The organism is Lentzea sokolovensis (assembly GCF_033949975.1).
In the GTDB taxonomy this organism is placed as follows: domain Bacteria; phylum Actinomycetota; class Actinomycetes; order Mycobacteriales; family Pseudonocardiaceae; genus Lentzea; species Lentzea sokolovensis.
This window is the reverse complement of the sequence record NZ_JAXAVU010000014.1, coordinates 390181-407122: the sequence shown is the minus strand read 5'-3', so window position 1 is coordinate 407122 and position 16942 is coordinate 390181. Positions and strand designations below refer to the sequence as shown.

General features: G+C 71.3%; 17 protein-coding genes and 1 pseudogene. 11 read left to right on the top strand and 7 right to left on the bottom strand.

All coding sequences use genetic code 11. The annotated features are described in order from the left end of the window. Positions 1-114: 114 nt before the first annotated feature. Together SK854_RS35955 and SK854_RS35950 are read left to right on the top strand one after the other, a co-directional pair. Positions 115-2394 carry a proprotein convertase P-domain-containing protein gene (locus SK854_RS35955; RefSeq protein WP_319979600.1) on the top strand — a complete coding sequence of 760 codons (2280 nt, stop codon included), beginning with the start codon at positions 115-117 and terminating at the stop codon, positions 2392-2394. 83 nt (positions 2395-2477) lie between these two features. Continuing rightward, positions 2478-2924, top strand: coding sequence for a GNAT family N-acetyltransferase (locus SK854_RS35950; RefSeq protein WP_319979599.1), 447 nt, complete (start codon positions 2478-2480; stop codon positions 2922-2924). Here the strand turns inward: SK854_RS35950 and SK854_RS35945 are convergent. Further along, on the bottom strand, positions 2870-4141 hold the full coding sequence (locus SK854_RS35945; RefSeq protein WP_319979598.1) for a cation:proton antiporter: 1272 nt from the start codon (positions 4139-4141) through the stop codon (positions 2870-2872). The genes SK854_RS35950 and SK854_RS35945 overlap by 55 nt on opposite strands. Before the next feature lie 148 nt (positions 4142-4289). Between SK854_RS35945 and SK854_RS35940 the strand changes: the two genes are divergently transcribed. From SK854_RS35940 to SK854_RS35925, 4 genes and pseudogenes are all read left to right on the top strand, one after another. Beyond that, a complete protein-coding gene (locus SK854_RS35940; protein WP_319979597.1) occupies positions 4290-4526 on the top strand; it encodes a response regulator transcription factor in 237 nt (78 codons plus the stop codon). Continuing rightward, a pseudogene (locus SK854_RS35935) lies at positions 4454-4732 on the top strand (DNA-binding response regulator); the annotation flags it as partial. The gene SK854_RS35940 and the pseudogene SK854_RS35935, both read left to right, overlap by 73 nt. Positions 4733-4850: 118 nt before the next feature. After that, a complete protein-coding gene (locus tag SK854_RS35930) occupies positions 4851-5306 on the top strand; it encodes a sensor histidine kinase (RefSeq protein ID WP_319980057.1) in 456 nt (151 codons plus the stop codon). A gap of 81 nt (positions 5307-5387) precedes the next feature. After that, positions 5388-6290, top strand: a complete 903-nt coding sequence (locus SK854_RS35925) for a S1 family peptidase (RefSeq protein WP_319979596.1) — start codon at positions 5388-5390, stop codon at positions 6288-6290. Between the two features lie 103 nt (positions 6291-6393). Here the strand turns inward: SK854_RS35925 and SK854_RS35920 are convergent, their stop codons facing one another. After that, positions 6394-7131, bottom strand: a complete 738-nt coding sequence (locus SK854_RS35920) for a zf-HC2 domain-containing protein (protein WP_319979595.1) — start codon at positions 7129-7131, stop codon at positions 6394-6396. 70 nt (positions 7132-7201) lie between these two features. On the opposite strand from SK854_RS35920, the gene sigC reads away from it, so the two are divergent. Next, a complete protein-coding gene (gene sigC, locus SK854_RS35915) occupies positions 7202-7777 on the top strand; it encodes an RNA polymerase sigma factor SigC (protein ID WP_319979594.1) in 576 nt (191 codons plus the stop codon). Here the strand turns inward: sigC and SK854_RS35910 are convergent. Then, entirely contained in the window at positions 7774-8448 is a 675-nt protein-coding gene (locus SK854_RS35910) for a DJ-1/PfpI family protein (protein ID WP_319979593.1), read from the bottom strand. The genes sigC and SK854_RS35910 overlap by 4 nt on opposite strands. A gap of 71 nt (positions 8449-8519) precedes the next feature. Here SK854_RS35910 and SK854_RS35905 point away from each other — a divergent pair, with 71 nt between their 5' ends. Together SK854_RS35905 and SK854_RS35900 are read left to right on the top strand one after the other, a co-directional pair. Then, positions 8520-9647: an MFS transporter gene (locus SK854_RS35905; RefSeq protein WP_319979592.1), complete on the top strand. Its 1128-nt coding sequence runs from the start codon at positions 8520-8522 to the stop codon at positions 9645-9647. Continuing rightward, complete coding sequence (locus SK854_RS35900; protein WP_319979591.1) at positions 9632-10396, top strand: hypothetical protein; 765 nt, start codon at positions 9632-9634, stop codon at positions 10394-10396. Before SK854_RS35905 ends, SK854_RS35900 begins: the two co-directional genes overlap by 16 nt. On the opposite strand, the gene SK854_RS35895 is transcribed toward SK854_RS35900, so the two are convergent. After that, a complete protein-coding gene (locus SK854_RS35895) occupies positions 10377-11456 on the bottom strand; it encodes an acyl-CoA dehydrogenase family protein (RefSeq protein ID WP_319979590.1) in 1080 nt (359 codons plus the stop codon). The genes SK854_RS35900 and SK854_RS35895 overlap by 20 nt on opposite strands. Before the next feature lie 84 nt (positions 11457-11540). Between SK854_RS35895 and SK854_RS35890 the strand changes: the two genes are divergently transcribed. After that, positions 11541-13154, top strand: coding sequence for a CoA transferase (locus SK854_RS35890; RefSeq protein ID WP_319979589.1), 1614 nt, complete (start codon positions 11541-11543; stop codon positions 13152-13154). Beyond that, on the top strand, positions 13151-14647 hold the full coding sequence (locus SK854_RS35885; protein WP_319979588.1) for a class I adenylate-forming enzyme family protein: 1497 nt from the start codon (positions 13151-13153) through the stop codon (positions 14645-14647). Before SK854_RS35890 ends, SK854_RS35885 begins: the two co-directional genes overlap by 4 nt. On the opposite strand, the gene SK854_RS35880 is transcribed toward SK854_RS35885, so the two are convergent. Genes SK854_RS35880 through SK854_RS35870 form a run of 3 tightly spaced genes read right to left on the bottom strand, consistent with a single transcriptional unit; the run spans position 14628 to position 16827 of the window. Continuing rightward, positions 14628-15386: a metal ABC transporter solute-binding protein, Zn/Mn family gene (locus SK854_RS35880; RefSeq protein WP_319979587.1), complete on the bottom strand. Its 759-nt coding sequence runs from the start codon at positions 15384-15386 to the stop codon at positions 14628-14630. The two genes, SK854_RS35885 and SK854_RS35880, sit on opposite strands and share 20 nt — an antisense overlap. Continuing rightward, complete coding sequence (locus SK854_RS35875) at positions 15362-16189, bottom strand: metal ABC transporter permease (RefSeq protein WP_319979586.1); 828 nt, start codon at positions 16187-16189, stop codon at positions 15362-15364. Before SK854_RS35875 ends, SK854_RS35880 begins: the two co-directional genes overlap by 25 nt. Further along, entirely contained in the window at positions 16186-16827 is a 642-nt protein-coding gene (locus SK854_RS35870; protein WP_319979585.1) for a metal ABC transporter ATP-binding protein, read from the bottom strand. Before SK854_RS35870 ends, SK854_RS35875 begins: the two co-directional genes overlap by 4 nt. Between the last annotated feature and the right edge of the window lie 115 nt (positions 16828-16942).

Here is a 16942-nt window from a genome sequence, read left to right as displayed (position 1 = left end):
TCGGCGGATCGCCGCACGTCAATCGTGACGACAACCCTCCGAACGACCGGATGTACGGCGCGACTTCGACGGCTACGGTCGCGTGACCCTGCATCCCTGCGAAGGAGCCCGACTGTGCGAAGAAGAAGATCTCTGCTCGCCACAGCACTGGTGTCTGTCACCGTGGCAGCGCTGGCCCTCCCTGCGGCCTCCGCGCCCGCCCTGGCAGCCGGGTGTTCCGGCACCAACGAAGCCGACGTGGCGATCGGCGACAACACGACGGTCGAGTCCTCGATCGCCATCAGCGACTGCTCGTCGGCCCCCTCGGCCACCGCCACGGTGCCGGTGAAGATCGTCCACACCTACATCGGTGACCTCCAGGTCAGCCTGGTCGCCCCGGACGGCTCCGCCTACGTCCTGCACAACCGCTCCGGCGGCTCCGCGGACAACATCGACCAGACCTACACCGTCGACCTGTCGGGCGAGACCTCGAACGGCACGTGGAAGCTGCGGGTCAACGACAACGCGAACAACGACACCGGCCGCATCGACGCCTGGTCGCTGAACCTCGGCGGCTCGAACCCGGCGAACGACTTCTCCGTCGCCGTGTCCCCGGCGTCCGGTTCGGTGGCGGCGGGATCCTCGGCCTCGACCACCGTCCAGACCCAGACCACGGCGGGTCAGGCGCAGACCGTCGCGCTGACCGCCACCGGACTGCCCTCCGGCGCCACCGCGTCGTTCAGCCCGGCCTCCGTCACGACGGGCTCGAACTCCACGCTGTCGATCAGCACCACGGCCTCGATCTCGTCCGGCACCTACCCGATCACCGTCCGGGCCGCGGGCACCACGACCAAGACCGCGACCTACACGCTGACCGTCACGGGCGGCACCGGTCCGCAGATCCCGGACATCGACATCAACGCGGTCAAGGCGCACCTCGCCCAGTTCGGCACGATCGCCTCGCAGAACGGCGGCAACCGGCGTTCCACCTCGGCCGGCTACCGCGCGTCGGTGACCTACGTGAAGGACAAGCTCACCGCGGCCGGCTACAGCGTGACCGAGCAGCCCTGCACCTCCGGCTGCACCACCGGCGCCGGCCCGAACGTGATCGCGGAGTGGCCGGGCGGCAACGCGAACAACGTCTACATGTTCGGCGCCCACCTCGACGGAGTGTCCGCGGGTCCCGGCATCAACGACAACGGCTCCGGCTCGGCGGCGCTGCTGGAGACCGCGCTCGTGCTCGCCCAGCGCAACCCGTCGATGCTGAACAAGGTCCGCTTCGGCTGGTGGACCGACGAGGAGCAGGGCCTCAACGGCTCGCGCTTCTACGTCTCGCAGCTGCCCACGGCCGAGCGCTCGAAGATCAAGACCTACCACAACTTCGACATGGTCGGGTCGACCAACGGCGGCTACTTCATCAACAACATCACCAGCACCCAGTCCACGCACATGAAGGCGTACTGGGACTCCCTGGGCCTGTCGCCGGAGGAGAACACCGAGGGCCGCAACCGTTCCGACGACGCGTCCTTCACCAACGCGGGCATTCCGGCGTCCGGGTACGCGATGGGCGCCAGCGCGCGCAAGACCGCGGCCCAGGCGACGAAGTGGGGCGGTACCTCGGGTGCCGCGTTCGACCCCTGCTACCACTCGTCCTGCGACACCACCGCCAACATCAGCGACACGCACCTCAACCGCGCGGTCGACGGCATCGCCTACACCCTGTGGAAGTCGGCCGTCGGCACCGGTACGCCGGGCGCCGACTTCTCCGTCTCGGTGTCGCCGACGTCCGGCTCCGTCGCGGCGGGCTCGTCGGTCTCGGCCACGGTCGGCACCGCCACGGTGAGCGGTGACGCGCAGACCGTGCAGCTGTCCGCGTCCGGACTTCCTTCCGGCGCGACGGCGTCGTTCAGCCCGGCCTCGGTGACCACCGGGTCGAGCTCGACGCTGACGATCAGCACCACGGCGTCGGTCGCCGCGGGCACCTACCCGGTGACGATCACCGCCGCCGGTTCGGCCTCCCGCACGGCCACCTACTCGCTGACCGTCACGGGCGGCGGTGGCGGCAGCTGCACCGGCACGAACCCCAACGACGTCGCCATCCCGGACGCGGGCGCCGCGGTCGACAGCGACGTCGTGATCTCCGGATGTTCCGCCACGCCGTCCGCCAGTTCCGTGGTGACGGTGCGGATCGTCCACCCGTACGTCGGTGACCTGACGGTGGCGCTGATCGCGCCGGACGGCACGTCCTACACGCTGCACAACCGCACCGGTGGTTCCGCCGACAACATCGACCGCACGTTCACGGCCAACGTGTCGAGCGAGACCGCCAACGGGACGTGGAAGCTCCGTGTCCGCGACCTGGCGGCGCAGGACGCCGGCACGATCGACACCTGGGGCATCAACCTGGCCCCGTAGGTCCGTCCACCGACAAGTGGCCTCTTGGTTTATCCGTGCAATGGGTATTCTGAGAGGCCACTTGTTCGGCGAACATCATCACCGTGACCACACGCGACACCATCACCCGCACCGTCGCCGAACTGGACGGCGGGGACACCGCCCTGGCGTTCGACGTGATGCGCGAACTCCGCCCGCACCTCACCGACGCCGACGAGTTCGCCGAGCTCGTCCGTGCTCAGCGGCGAGAGGGCTACCGTCTCGTCGTCGCCTACGACGAGACGAACCGTCTCGTCTCGTTGGCCGGGTTCCGGCACATGACCAACCTCTACGCGGGGTCGCACCTCTACATCGACGACCTGAGCACGCTGCCGGCCGCCCGCGGGCAGGGCCACGCGAGCGCCCTGCTGCGGTGGGTCGACGACGAGGCCCGCCGGCTCGGCTGCGCGGGCGTGCACCTCGACTCGGGGACGCCGCGGCACCACGCGCACCGCCTCTACCTGGCGTCCGGCTTCGTGATCCCCGCGTTCCACTTCGCCAAGAGCCTCTGAAAGGGCGTCGCTCCGACGCCGTGCAGGGCGACGCTGCCGAGCACGCAGACCACGGTGATCGTCAGGATCGTGTCGGCGGCGTTCCCCTCCGGCAACCGGTTGAAGGCCAGCAGACCGAACACGATCGTCGTCGTGCCGCGTGGCCCCAGCGCGCCGACGAGCAGGCGTTCGCGCCGGGGCATCCGCGACCCGGTGAAGGCGAGGAACACGGGCACGAGCCGGACCACGGTGAGCACGGCCGCGCAGAAGAGCAGGACCTGCCACGAGACGCCCAGGTAGAACGTGAGCACGGCGGCGATGCCGACCACGAACCACATGGTCATCGTCAGCAGCCCGGTGACGTCCTCCAGCAGGTGCAGGTCGGTGTTCAGCGCGTCCGAGCGCGCCTCGGCGCGTCCGGTGCGGACCCGGCGCGCCTTGAGCAGCCGGTGCACGTACCGGAACGCGATGCCGCAGACGAACGAGGCGACGAAGCCGTTGCCGTCGATCGCGACCGTCGCGGTGTAGGTCAGCAACGGGGCAAGCAGCACCGCGACGCGTGCGGACTGGTCGCTCACCCAGCCGGCCTGGTGCGCGAGGTCCATCAGCCAGCCGAGGAGCGCGCCGATCACGACACCGGCCAGGAGGGCCTTCAGCGCGAACGGCAGCACCGTGCCGAGCGCCTCCAGTGGCGTGCGGTCCTGCGAGTCGTCGCCCGCCAGGATCAGCGCGAACAGGAACAGCGGCGTGACGATGCCGTCGTTGTAGCCGCTCTCGACGTTCAACGTGCCGCGCACCCGCACCGACAGCCCGGGATCGCGCACGACCCGTTCCGCCGGGGCGAAGTCGATCGGCACCGTCACGCACGCGACCAGCAGCAGGACCGCCCACGGCAGGGCGGGGAACAGCAGCCAGCCCAGCAGCGCGGCAACAGCGATGCTCATCGGCATGGCCACCAGCAGCACACGTGCCACGAGCCCGGGGTAGGCGCCCCACAGCCGCCCCGCGCGCACCTCGGTGGCGTCGACGAACAGCAGCACCGCGAGAATGATCTCGGCCGCGTGCTGCACGGACTCGGTGTTGAGGCCCTCCGCGATGGCGCTCGGCTCGAACAGCCCGACCACGACCCCGGCCAGCACCATCACCAGCGGCGCGCCGAGGTTCCAGCGGTCCAGCCGGTTCGCGGCCAGTGATCTGACGACCATGGCGAACGCGGCGGCGAGCAACAGCGAGTTCATCCGCCCATCTTGACCGACTGTGTCCTAAGAGGACGTCCGACTCGGCCGGACCCCGCCGATCGTCGGGTGCGGTCCAGCCGGTCGGGGGATGCCGGACCGACCGACCCCGGGATGCGCACCCGTGTCGTGCGCGCCGAGACTGGACCGCATGGTTCGCGTGATCGTCGTGGACGACGAGGAGCTGGTGCGCTCGGGGTTCCGCCTGATCCTGCGGGCGGCGGGGGACATCGAGGTCGTCGCGACGGTGACGGGCGCGCAGGCGGTCGAGGAGGTGAGCCTGCACCGCCCGGACGTCGTGCCGCTCGACATCCGATGCTCACGACGTTCGACTCCGACGAGTACATCGCGACGGCGCTGCGGTCGGGCGCGGCCGGGTTCCTGCTGAAGGACACCGCACCGGGCCGGCTCGCGCAGTTCGTCCGCATGCTCGCGGCGGGTGGTGTCGTGCTGTCGCCGAAGGTCACGCGCACGGTGGTGGACGGGTATCTGGGCTCGGGCGCCGGTTCGGAGGCGGCCAGGGCCGAGCGGCTGACCGAACGGGAACGGGCCGTGCTCGTGCTGGTGGCCGAGGGACTGTCCAATGCGGACATCGCTTCGCGCATCCACGTCAGCGTTGGAACGGTGAAAGACCACGTGTCCGCGATCCTGTGCGCTGAGCGTGTCCACCGCGGATCCCGATGCTCGGGCCGCAGCCGAGAACGTTCGCCGGTTGTCCGTCGACACGCTGGACGAGTTGCGGCACATGGTGAACCTGCTGCGCGCCTCCGGAAGTGCGGCCACCGAGCTGACTCCGCAGCCGACCTCGTCCGATGTGGACGGACTGGTCGCCGGTAGCGGTATCGAGGCCACGCTGACCGGGACCGCTCCCACCGGCATCGACTCGGCGTGCCAGCGCACGATCTACCGGACGATCCAGGAAGCCCTCACCAACGTCCGCAAGCACGCCCCCGGCAGCACGGCCCACGTCGAGATAGCGCACGACACCCACCTGACCGTGACCATCACGAACACCGCGCCGACCCGCCCGACGCTCGCGTTGCCCAGCGCCCGGCACGGACTCGTCGGCCTCCAGGAGCGGGCGGCCCTGCTCGGCGGGGTGATCACGTCCGGCCCGGCGCAGGACGGTGGGTTCCGGCTCCGGCTGCGGTTGCCTCTCGGGCGCTGATCATTCATCTAAACCGGAACGCCGCCCCGTACGTATCCCCAGACATGAGCGGATCTCAGTCTGGTAACGAGAGGGCGCCACATGGGCAAACACCACGATGATCACCGCCGTGGGAAGGTGATCGCGGGCGCCGTCGGCCTCGTCGCCATGGCGATCACCGCCGCGACGTTCACCGCGAGCCAGGCGGCGCCCGACCAACGCACGGCACCCGAGCAGGCCACCGAGACGTTGCGGGAGAAGGCTTCCGTGCCGGGAACCGCGTGGGCCGTCAACCCGGCGACGAACGAGGTCCTCGTCACCGCCGACAGCACGGTGACCGGCGCCAAGTGGGACAACCTCGTGTCCACGGTCAACGCGATGGGCGCCGGCGTGAAGCTGCAACGCACCGCCGGCACGTTCCAGCTGTTCGCCGAGGGAGGCGACGCGATCTTCGCCGGCAACAGCCGCTGCTCGCTCGGCTTCAACGTCGTCACCGGCGACGACCGCCCCGCCATCCTCACCGCCGGCCACTGCACGGCCGCGGGCAGGCAGTTCTCCCTGACGCAGGGCGGAAGAGCGGCGGCCACCGTCGTCCGGTCGACGTTCCCCGGCAACGGCGACTTCGCCCTGCTCACCTACAACGACCGCAACGCCAACGCGCCCAGCGAGGTCGACACCGGCAACGGCCGCAAGGTGCGGATCCAGCGCGCCGCCGAGGCCCGCGTCGGCACGCAGGTCCAGCGGATGGGCAGCACGACCGGACTGCGCGACGGTCGCGTGACGGGGTTGAACGCCACGGTGAACTACCCCGAAGGCCGTGTCACCGGCCTGATCCAGACCACCGTGTGCGCGGAGGGCGGCGACAGCGGCGGACCGCTCTTCACGGCCAACGGCAACGCGATCGGCCTGACCTCCGGCGGCAGTGGTGACTGCCGCAGCGGTGGCGTGACGTTCTTCCAGCCGGTCACGAAAGCGCTCGCCGCAGTGGGCGCTCGGATTCCTTAAGTGGTGTGGCTCGGAATGTCGCCGGGCGAATTCGCGGTCAGGGCGCCGCGAGGTGCCCTGCTGAGCGTGAATTCACCAGCCGACATTCCGAGTCACATCACTGTCAGGCGGCGTCCCGTCTGCTCACGGGGCGCAGCCTGATCCGGCGCCGCACGCGCTGGCGTCCAGCACGGTCCGCCGTGCTGGACGCGTCGTGCGCGGTGTCGCCCTCGTTGTGCGCCAAGGGAGTGCGGTCGCCCGGCCCGCGTTCGCTGAAGTGCACGAACACCAGCAGCACCAGCCCGACGAGCAACAGCGAGTGCGACAACACGCGCGCCGCCGTCGCCGTGCCGCTGACGAGATCGCTGGCGGAGTAGGGAATCAGCACCGCGACGAACGCGGCGGTGACGGGCAACATGCCTGCGACCGCGGCCGGGCGCAGCGCCGTCCACAACAGACCGAGGCCGAGCGCGAGGTTCCACGCCGTGCTCTCGTTGAACAGGTGGCTGCTGTCGACGCCGGTCGTGTGGCCGCCGTGCGCGGACGCGTTGACGCCCACCACCTGGGCCACGCCGAGGGTGAGCTGTGCGACGGCGACCCCGGTGAGCAGTCCGCGCGGCAACCAGCCCCGTGGCGCGGGCGGGGTGATCGGGGGCGCGGCGTCGAGGATCGCCGCGGCCAGGTCCGGCACCCGCGTGGCCGGTCTCACCCGGAGCGTGCGGGTGAGCGCGGCGGCGCTGTCGTGCCACTCCCGGCAGGACGCGCAGCTGTCGAGATGCGCGTCCACCTGGTCGGCGGGCACGCCCTCTGGTTCCCCGTCGAGCCTCGCGGACAGGGCTTCGCGGCAGGTGTAGCACTCCACATCGACATTGTCGGCTATTGAGCGTTCACAGTTCCCGGCAATCTTGAGCGTTGGGTTACTCTGCCGAATCGTGTCGACTTCGAGGAGTGACGACGAGGCGGTGACGGCGTGCGCGCTGGCCGCCGGTGCCGGTGATCGCGAGGCGCTGGAGCGGTTCATCCGCCTGACGCAGCGCGACGTCTGGCGGCTGGTCGCCCACCTCGGTGGCATGGGTGTCGCCGACGACCTCACCCAGGACGTCTACCTGCGGGCTTTGCGCAGCCTGCCGGGCTTCGAGGCCCGTTCCTCGGCCCGCACCTGGCTCCTCTCGATCGCCCGCCGCACCGTCGTCGACCACATCCGGGCCGCCGTCGCGCGCCCGTCGATCGCCTGGTCGGCCGACTACCAGCTGGCCTCGGACGCGGACCGGTACGCCGAGCACGCCCGTTACGCGGGGTTCGAGGACGTGGTCGAGCTCAACGTGATGCTCGCCGGTCTCGCGCCCGAGCGGCGGGAGGCGTTGCTGCTGACCCAGGTGCTCGGCCTGTCCTACGCCGAGGCCGCCGAGGTGGCGGGCTGCCCGATCGGGACCGTGCGGTCGCGGGTGGCGCGTGCCCGCGAGGACCTGATCAACGGGCAGGGCCACGAGGACGTCGGGGTCGTCTAGCTCCTCCACACGGTCCCGCGGCGCTCGTACTCCAGCACGGTCTCCGCTCGCTGGGCCACCTGCGCGCCGGCGAACCGTTCGACCAGCCACAGCGCCACCTCCAGACCCGAGGTGATGCCGCCGCCGGTGATCAGGTCGCCGTCGTCGACCACGCGGGCGTTGATCACGGTCGCGCCCTGGGCGGCGAGATCGGCCTTGGCTGCGGAGTGCGTGGTCGCGTTGCGGCCCTGGGTGATCCCCGCCGCGGACAGGATCATCGTGCCCGTGCAGATGCCTGCCTTGAGCGCGTCGGACTCGGCCAGCCCGCGCAGGAACGAGCGGTCGCGGATCAGCGGGTGCACGCCGGGGCCGCCGGGGTTGGCGTAACCGCCGCCGGGCACCACGAGCACGTCCGCCTCGCCGGGCGACCAGCCGTTCGGCACGTCGACCTTGGTGCCGTACGTGCAGGTGACCGTGCGTGGGCGGTCCGTCGAGACGAGGGTGGTGCGGATCGCGCCGTTGCTGAGCTTGCCGGCCAGGCCGAGCACCTCGACGGGGGCGATGAAGTCCTGTTCCTCGACGCCCTCGAACATCAGCACCTGCACTCGCAGCGGTGTCGCGGCGGTGGCGGTGGCGGTTCCGGTGAGTCCCAGTGACAGCGCCGAAGCGCGCAAGAAGGTTCGACGTTCCATGGTTCACAGGTCGGCGCGCGAACGCGTTCGGTTCCGGGGAACTTCACGGCTCGTTCGCGCGACTAGTGACCGTGGAGAAGGTTCACCTGCGCGGGCGGGCAGCGGTGCCGGTGCTGACGACGGCGGCGATGACCGCGTCGATGCTGCCGTTGTTCCTGCTGGGAGCGCTTTCCCCCGCGCTGGTGGGGGAGTTCGGCATCGCGCGGCCGTTGCTCGGCGTGCTCGTGACGGCCGGGTTCGGGGTGGCGGTGGTGCTGTCACCGGCGATCGGGCCGGCGGTGGACGCGCTCGGACCGAGGCGCTCGATCATCGCGTTGTTCGCGACGAGTGCGGTGGCCCTGACCGTGTTCGCGACCGCGTCGCACTACGCGGTGCTGGTGCTCGCGGTGGCGCTCGGGGGCGTCCCGCAGGCACTGGCGAATCCTTCGACCAACAAGCTGATCGCGACGTCCGTGCCCGCGCCGCGCCGGCCCGTTCTGCTGGGCGTCAAGCAATCCGGTGTGCAGCTCGGCGCCTTCGTCGCCGGACTGCCGCTGGCGTGGCTCGCCGACGGCGTGGACTGGCGGCTCGCGGTCGGCGTCGCCGCTTTCACGGCCCTGCTGGCGGCTTTCGCCTGCCTTGCGTTGCCCGAAGATCCCGCGCCTGCTCGGCGTCCACCGCTGAGGGTCTCGCTGACCGCGGACGCGCTGATCTGGCGACTGGCGGGATTCTCGGTGCTGCTCGGATCGGGCATCGCGGCGGTGAACACGTACGTGGCGCTGTTCGCGACGGAGGAACTCGGCTTCACCGCACCGGTCGCGGCCGGGCTGGTCGCGGTGCTCGGCGTCGTCGGGATCGCGGGCCGGATCCAGTGGTCCAGGGTGGCGGGCACGTCGGCGCGTGAGTTGCTGGTCTGGCTGTCCGCGGCGGCCGTGCTGTCGCCGCTGCTCCTGCTGACCGGGATTCCCGCACTGGCCTGGGTGGCGATGGTGGTCGTGGGCGGCTGTGCCGTCGCGGCGAACGCGATCTCGATGCTCCTGGTCGTGGCCGCGTCGTCAGGACCTGAACTGGGCCGGAACTCCGCGCTCGTGTCGGCCGGGTTCTTCGCCGGGTTCGCTCTCGGCCCGCCGCTGTTCGGGCTGCTCGGCTACAGCGCCGGGTGGGTCCTGGTGGCGGCGGAGTTCCTCGCGGCGGCGGTCGTCGCGTGGCGGGCGCGATGAACCGGGTCGAGGCGACGCTGGCGGAGGTGGGTGAACGGTTCCCGCTCCACGCTGGTGCTTCAGGCCCTTGGCGCACCACGGCTCGCGGCTCGTGGGCGGGTGGGTGCTGGGCGGGGTTGTTGTGGCTGAACGGTCACCGCGACGCGGCGAGATGGACGGCAAAGCTGGACTGCTGGCACGACACCGACACCGTGCTGCAGGGCCTGATCTTCTGGTACGGCAGGGGAGACGCCGGACGAGCCGCGAAGTCGCTGGCCTCCCGCGCGGTCGACGGCGTGATCCCGTGGGGCACGGCGTTCGGACCCGACACCGGAATCCGGGCGGACGGCGCGGCCGGAGTGGTGCCGTTGCTGGCCTCCGCCGGTCTGCACGACCTCGCGCGGTCTCATGTGGACGCTCATCTGGAGCTGGCCGAGACCTGGCCGCGCGGACGGGCTTGGCTGATGCTGGCGGCGGCGGACGCCGTCCAGTGGCTCGGCGAGGAGTACCGCTCACGCGCGGAATCGATGGCACGCGAGTGGCACGCGCCGGGCGACACCGCGGCGGACGCCATCGCCGCCGTCGCGATGCTCAAGCTCGGCCTCGACGCGTCGGCACCTCTGGCCCGGCTGGGCGGCGCGGTGCGGGACGGCAGGCTGCTCGGCGGCACCTACGACGACCTGGAGAACCAGGAACTGGTGTGGGGCACGTTCTTCTACGCCCTGGCACTGGCGATCGCGTTCGGCGAGATCAGTTCGCGCGAGTTCTGAGCACTCGCCGTGCGGTGTCGGAGACGTGCATCTCGTCGGCGCCGTCGAGAATCCTTGCCGCACGGCCGATCCGCGCGAGCATCGGCAGCGTGCCGGGGGCGAGCCCCTCCGCGCCGAACACCTGGATCGCCGCGTCCGTCACCTGGTGCAGTGTGCGTGCCGCCGCGACCTTGGCGAGTCCGATCTCGGTCCGCGCGTCCTGTTCCGCCGCAACGAGTGCGGCCGCCTGGCGGGTGAGCGCCCGCGCCGACCGGATGGCCAGCAACGACTCGAAGACGTGCTGCTGCACCAGTTGCCGATCAGCCAGCGCACTGCCGCGCACCTGGCGTTCGTCGGCCCGCAGGCACATCAGGCCGAACGCGCGCTCGGCCATCCCGATCCACCGCAGGCAGCGCAACGTCCTGCCGAGCGCCAGCCGGGTCCCCGCGATGGCGAGCCCGTCGCCGCCCTCACCGAGCAGGTGGTCGTCCGGCACGAACGCGTCTTCCAGCGCGATCTCGAACTGACCGGCCGCGCCCAGCACCGGAATCTCCCGCACCACGCGGAAGTCTGTCGTGACGAACAGCGACCCGCTCGCCAGAACCGTGACGTACGAGGCGTTTCCGGCGCCGGTGGTGAACCACTTCCGCCCGTTGAGCAGCCAGCCACCGCTGGTCCGAACGGCCGTCGTGCGTGCGGCAGCCGGATCAGAGCCCGCCACGCCCGGCTCCGTCATCGCGTAGCTGCCGCTGATCTCCCCGGCCACCAACGGCTTCAGCAACTCCAGCACGGCCGGACGGGCGAACCGTCGGAACATCCGCACGTCGAGCAGACACGCGGAGCCGAGCGCTGCCGGTCCGTGATCGCTGCTCCCTTCCTGCTCCGCCCACGCGAAGTACTCGGTCAGGCCCAGTCCGCCGCCACCGAGGTCGCGCGGCAGTGGCAAAGCCCACAGCCCGGCGGACTTCGCGAGCGCCCGCACCCGCGCCAGTTCGGCCTGACCTGCCTCACCTCCGGCGTCCAGCACCGTCTCACTCGGCTGCACGTGCTCACGGACGAACGCGGAAACCTGTTCCAGCACCGGCTCTTCCTCTCCGCTGGGAACTCGGGCGGTGTCCCGTCCGACTGGTGAACGACCGACCGCCGTCGCCAGGAGGAGGCCCGCGTGACCCTGCACCTCGACCGGACGACGAGCGATCCGCCGTTGTCCGCCACCGAGATCACCGTCCGCGGCGACTCGGCCGCGGCCGGCGTGCTCGGCGCGCTCCTGCACCAGTCGGGCGCGAGCGTCTCCCGGTTCCCGGACGCCGGCGGTGAGCCCGCCCACGTCGAGGCCGCCGCCGAACTGGCCGTCAGCTGGGCCGGACCGGTGCGCGGCGGCGAGGTCACCGACGAGGCGAGCGCCCAGGCCGTGTGCGGGCCGATGCACGTGCACGGCCGCAGCCAGGGCTCACCGCGAGGCCTGGGCCTGGACTACTGCGCCACCGCGGCCGGTGTCATCGGCGGCACCGGGTTGCTCGCGGCGCTGTTCGACGGCCGGTCGAGCGTCACGACGAGCGTCGCGCAGTCCGCGCTGACGACGGTCTCGCAGTACCTCGCGGCAGCCGGGGCGCCGGAGGCCGAGGCCACCGCGCTCGAACCTGGCGGGCCGCCGTTCCGGAGTGCCGACGGGGTGCTGTTCGAGATCGAGGCGCTCGATCCGGCGGTGTGGCAGGCGTTCTGGGCCGGTCTCGGCGTGCCGGGCAGGGTGATCGGCGCGGGCTGGCGGCCGTTCCAGTTCCGGTATCCGACCGCGACCGCGCCGCTGCCGGCGGAGTTGCACGCGGCGGCGGAGGCGCGGACGTTCGCAGAACTGAAGGCGCACGCGGACGCGACTGCGATGAGCATCTGCCATCTGCACGAGCCCAACTCGACGGACGGACCGGCTTTTGAACTGGCCACGCTGGACTTCAAGGGCGGACGGGATCGCGTGCGCGGTTCGCTGCCGTTGTCCGGCCTGGTCGTGCTCGAAGCCGGTCGCCGCGTCCAGGCCCCGCTGGCCGCCCACCTCCTCGGCCTCCTCGGCGCCACCGTCGTCCGCGTCGAACCACCCGGCGGCGATCCGTTGCGCGGCATGCCACCCATGTGCGGCGACGCCTCAGCCCGCTGGCTGGCCCTCAACCGCGGCAAGTCCGCCGTCGAGATCGACATCAAAGATCCACCAGACCGCGACCGGCTCCGCGACCTCGTCCGCACCGCCGACGTCTTCCTGCACAACTGGGCGCCGGGCACCGCCGAACGCCTCGGCGTCGGCGCGCACGACCTGGCCGCGGTGAACCCGGCGCTGGTCTTCGTCCACACCTCGGGCTGGGCGGGCAGACTCCCCGACGCCCCGCTGGGCACGGACTTCATGGCCCAGGCCCGCACCGGCCTCGGCGCACTGCTGCGCTCCGCCGACGAGCCTCCGGCTCCGTCGCTGATGACCCTGCTCGACGTGCTGGGCGGCCTCCTCGGCGCCTACACGACCGTCGCCGCCCTGCTCCAGCGCGAACGCACCGGCCGCGCGATCCGCGCCGAGTCGTCGTTGCTGGCAGCGGCCGAACTCCTGCGACTGGACGCGAAAGGCCGTCCCGCAGCGGGTTTCCGCCGCCCACTGCTCGGCGACGGCGGCTGGATCCACGAGGGCGTCCCGGTCACCGACGACCTCGCCTCGATCTCCACCGACCCGCGATTCGCCGACGTGGTCGCGCTCGACCAACACCGATGCCCCGAAGTCCTGACACCCTGGAGGTTCAGATGACGACCACCACCGTCCACGACCTCGTCCCCGTCGCGCTCCGCCGGCAGTGGGCCGCGCAGGGCCACTACCCGGACCGCGACCTCTACGACCTGTTCGCGGTGCGCGTCTTCTTACACCCGTCGCGAACAGCCGTGATCGACGACGACGGAGAGCTGACCTACTCGCAGCTCAACGAACTCGCCCTTCGCATGGCCGCGAACCTGCGCGAACGCGGCGTGCGGCCCGGTGACGTCGTGGCCGTGCAACTGCCCAACTGCCGCTACGCCGTCGCGGCCGACCTCGCCGTCGCCGCGCTGGGTGGGGTGGTGCTGCCGTTCCCGGTCGGACGCGGCGAGCACGAGGCACGCTCGCTCGTCACCCGCAGCGGCGCGGTCGGGGTGATCGCGGACGACCTGCCGGACGCCTGGTCCACGGTCTCTTTGGTGGCTCCGGCGGACGTGGTCGAGCCGGTGCGCTCGGATCCCCACGGCCCGGCGCGGATTCTCGTGTCGTCGGGCTCGGAGGCCGAGCCGAAGATGGTGCTGTACTCGCACAACGCGTTGCTCGGCGGGCGCGGCGCGTTCGTCGGCAGGCTGATTCCACCGGGGGAGGAGCTGCGGGCGTTGTTCCTCGTGCCGCTCGCGTCGTCGTTCGGCAGCAACGGAACCACGGTCACGCTAGCCCGGCACGGTGGCACTTTGGTGCTGCAGAGCAAGTTCAGCGTCGAGTCCACTGTGGAACTGATCGCACGGGCGCGGCCGACCCACCTGTTCGGCGTGCCGACGATGTTCAAGATGCTGCTGGACCAGCCCGGCGACTACTCGTCGATCCGGGTGATCGCCCCCGGCGGCGCCCAGCTCGACGCGGCGACCGCCGAAGCGTGCCGCGAGGTGTTCGACGCCATCGTGGTCAACGTCTACGGGTCCGCGGACGGCGTCAACTGCCACACCGCGTTGGACGACCCGCCGCACCGCGGTGCCGGGCGTCCGAACCCCGCGGTGGCCTCGATTCTCGTCGTGGACGAGGCGTTGCGGCCCGTTCCCACCGGCGTGGTCGGTGAGATCATCGCGCGCGGTCCGATGAGCCCGTTGCGGTACGTCGACGACGACCTCAACGCCCGCTATCGCACGCCGGACGGCTGGGTCCGCACCGGCGACCTCGGCGTGTTCGACGCCGAGGGCTACCTCTCCGTTGTCGGGCGACGCAAGGACATCGTGATCCGCGGTGGTGCGAACATCAGCCCGGCCGAGGTCGAGCAGGCGCTGGCCGCTCACCCGTCCATCCGGGACGTCGCGTGCGTCGGCGTGCCGGACGAGCTGATGGGTGAGCGGCTGTGCGCGTGCCTCGTCGTGAGCGCCCCCGTGACCGTCGAGGAACTCGGGGAGTTCCTGGGCGGGCTGTCCCGGTTCAAGCATCCGGAACACCTGCTGGTGCTGCCCGAGTTCCCCCTCACCCCGGCGGGCAAGGTCGACCGGGACGCCCTGCGCGTGCTCGCTAGGCGAGAGCGTCGCTGATCGTCTTCGCGTTGGCGCGGTAGACGCCGAGCAGGTCGTTGTCGTCGTCGGGGTAGTTGACGAGGTCGACCTGCTCGGCGTTCGCGTCCGGCAGCACGGTGCCGGTGCTCATGTGGGAGTTCTCGAAGACGAACTGCGGCCCCTTGTTCCTGAGTTCCGCGACCTGCGACGCCGTCACCGGTTCCGGCCCGTACACGCCCAGCAGCTCCGCACCGGCCAGGTCGGCCGCGTAGCCGACGAACATCTGCGCGACGACCTTCGGCTGCTGCCCGCCCGGCCACTTGGCCTTCACCTCACCGGCGAGCCTGGCGTACTCGGCGTCGAACCCCGCGATCCACTTCTTCGCCGCGTCCTGCGTGCCGAAGAGCTCACCGAGCCGCGTGACCTCGGCCTTGACCTTGTCCCGCGAGTTGTCGAGCGCGACCTCGACCTTCTTCGCCTTCGACCCGGCGGCGTCGGTGATCTTCGGCGCGAACGACTCGAACGACGCGTACAGCACGTAGTCCGCGTCCGCCACCGCCTTCAGGTCGGACGGCTTCGGGTCGTAGTCCGGCGCGTGCAGCACGGACTTGGGCACGATCACCGTGACGTCGCCGGCCCCGGCCGCCTTCGCGAACCCGGCCTCCCAGCTCGTCGTCGCCACGACCTTGGGCCCGGTCTGCCGGGGCTGCGGGGTCGCGGTCGTTCCGCACCCGGCCAGCAGCAGTGCGGCGGTCAGTGCGAGGAGGCGGACTGCCATGCGAGGGTTCTCCGTTCGGGAATGAAATGGGCGGCGAGCGCGACAGCACCCGCCAGCAGGACGAGGACCGGACCAGGTGGCTGGTCCAGCAGCAGTGCCAGGGCGAACCCGGCCAGGTTCACGACGACGCCGATCCCGACGGCCCACAACGCCATCCCGGTCAGGGACTGCGCGAGTCGTCGGGCGGCCAGGGCGGGCAACAAGGTCAGCGCGTCGACGAGCAACGCCCCGGTCAACCGGATGGCGCCGGCGATCGCGATCGCCACCAGCACCAGCAACACGAGCGTCAGCCGGTTGACCGGCACACCCGAGCACGCGGCCAGCTCCCGGTCGTGCAGGAGAAGCGCGAGTTGCCTGCGCCGCCACAGGAACAGCCCGGGCACGACGACCGCGAGGAGGCCGAGCAGGATCACGTCCCCGGTCTTGGTCGCCAGGATCGAGCCCCACAGCAGCTCGAACGCCGCCGACGCGTTCACGCCGGAGATCGACAGGACCAGCAGCGCGGCGGCGATCGCCAGGCTCATCACCAGGCCCATCGCGCCGGACAGGCCGGAGGAGCTGCGGGCCAGCGGGGCGAGGCCGGCGCCGGACAGTCCACACGCGACCACCGCGCACAGCAAGGGGTCCAGGCCGGTCAGCAGGCCGACCGCGATGCCCAGCAACGCGATGTGCATCATGGCGAAGCGGACCGGCATGATGTCGAGCCCGATGATCACGACGCCGATGATGGGCAGTGCTACGGCGCCGAGCAGCAGGGCGAACGCCGCTCGTTGGACGGCGGCGAGTTCCAGGAGTTCGATCACGTGATCTCCCGCAGCGTCCCGGCGGCCATCTCCAGCACCCGTTCACACCGCTGCACCACGGCCCGGTCGTGCGTCACGACCACCACCGTGACCGGCAGGCTCGTCAGCAGCCCGGCAACGGCGGCCTGCCCCTCGAAGTCCAGCGCGGCCGTGGGTTCGTCGGCCAGCACCAGCCCGGCCCCGGCGTCGACGCACCCGATCGCCCGAGCCAGATAGGCCCGCTGCAACTGCCCGCCGGACAACGTGTGCACCGGCTGCCGCCCGAGGTCCCCGACCCCGAGTTCACGAGCCGCCGCACGGGCGGGTTCCAGCGCGCCGCTGCTGGCCAGCAGTTCGTCGACGAGCAGCGGGAACCGGCCCGCCGCCTGCCGTTGCGGAATCCACGCGATCTCACGCCGCCGCCGGGCCCAGTCTCCGGCGGTGCGGGCCTGCCGCGCGCCGACTTCGACGACCCCGTCCGCCGTGCGATGGAGTCCAAGAACGGCGCGCAGCAGCGTTGTCTTGCCAGAACCGTTCGTGCCGGTCAGCGCCACGCGTTGGCCTGGCGCGACGTCGAGGGAGACGTCACGCACGACCGTTCTGCCGCCGTGCGCGCAGCTCACCCCCGCCAGCCGCACCGGCAGACCTGTCGTTTCCACGAGCATCTAGTCGGTGCGCGAACCCGATCAGTTCCCTCAGACGGGTGAGTTCGGGAACTTCCGCGCCCCGCCGTCCGACCAGTGGACGGGTCACACCGGGCCGGTCATCACCTCA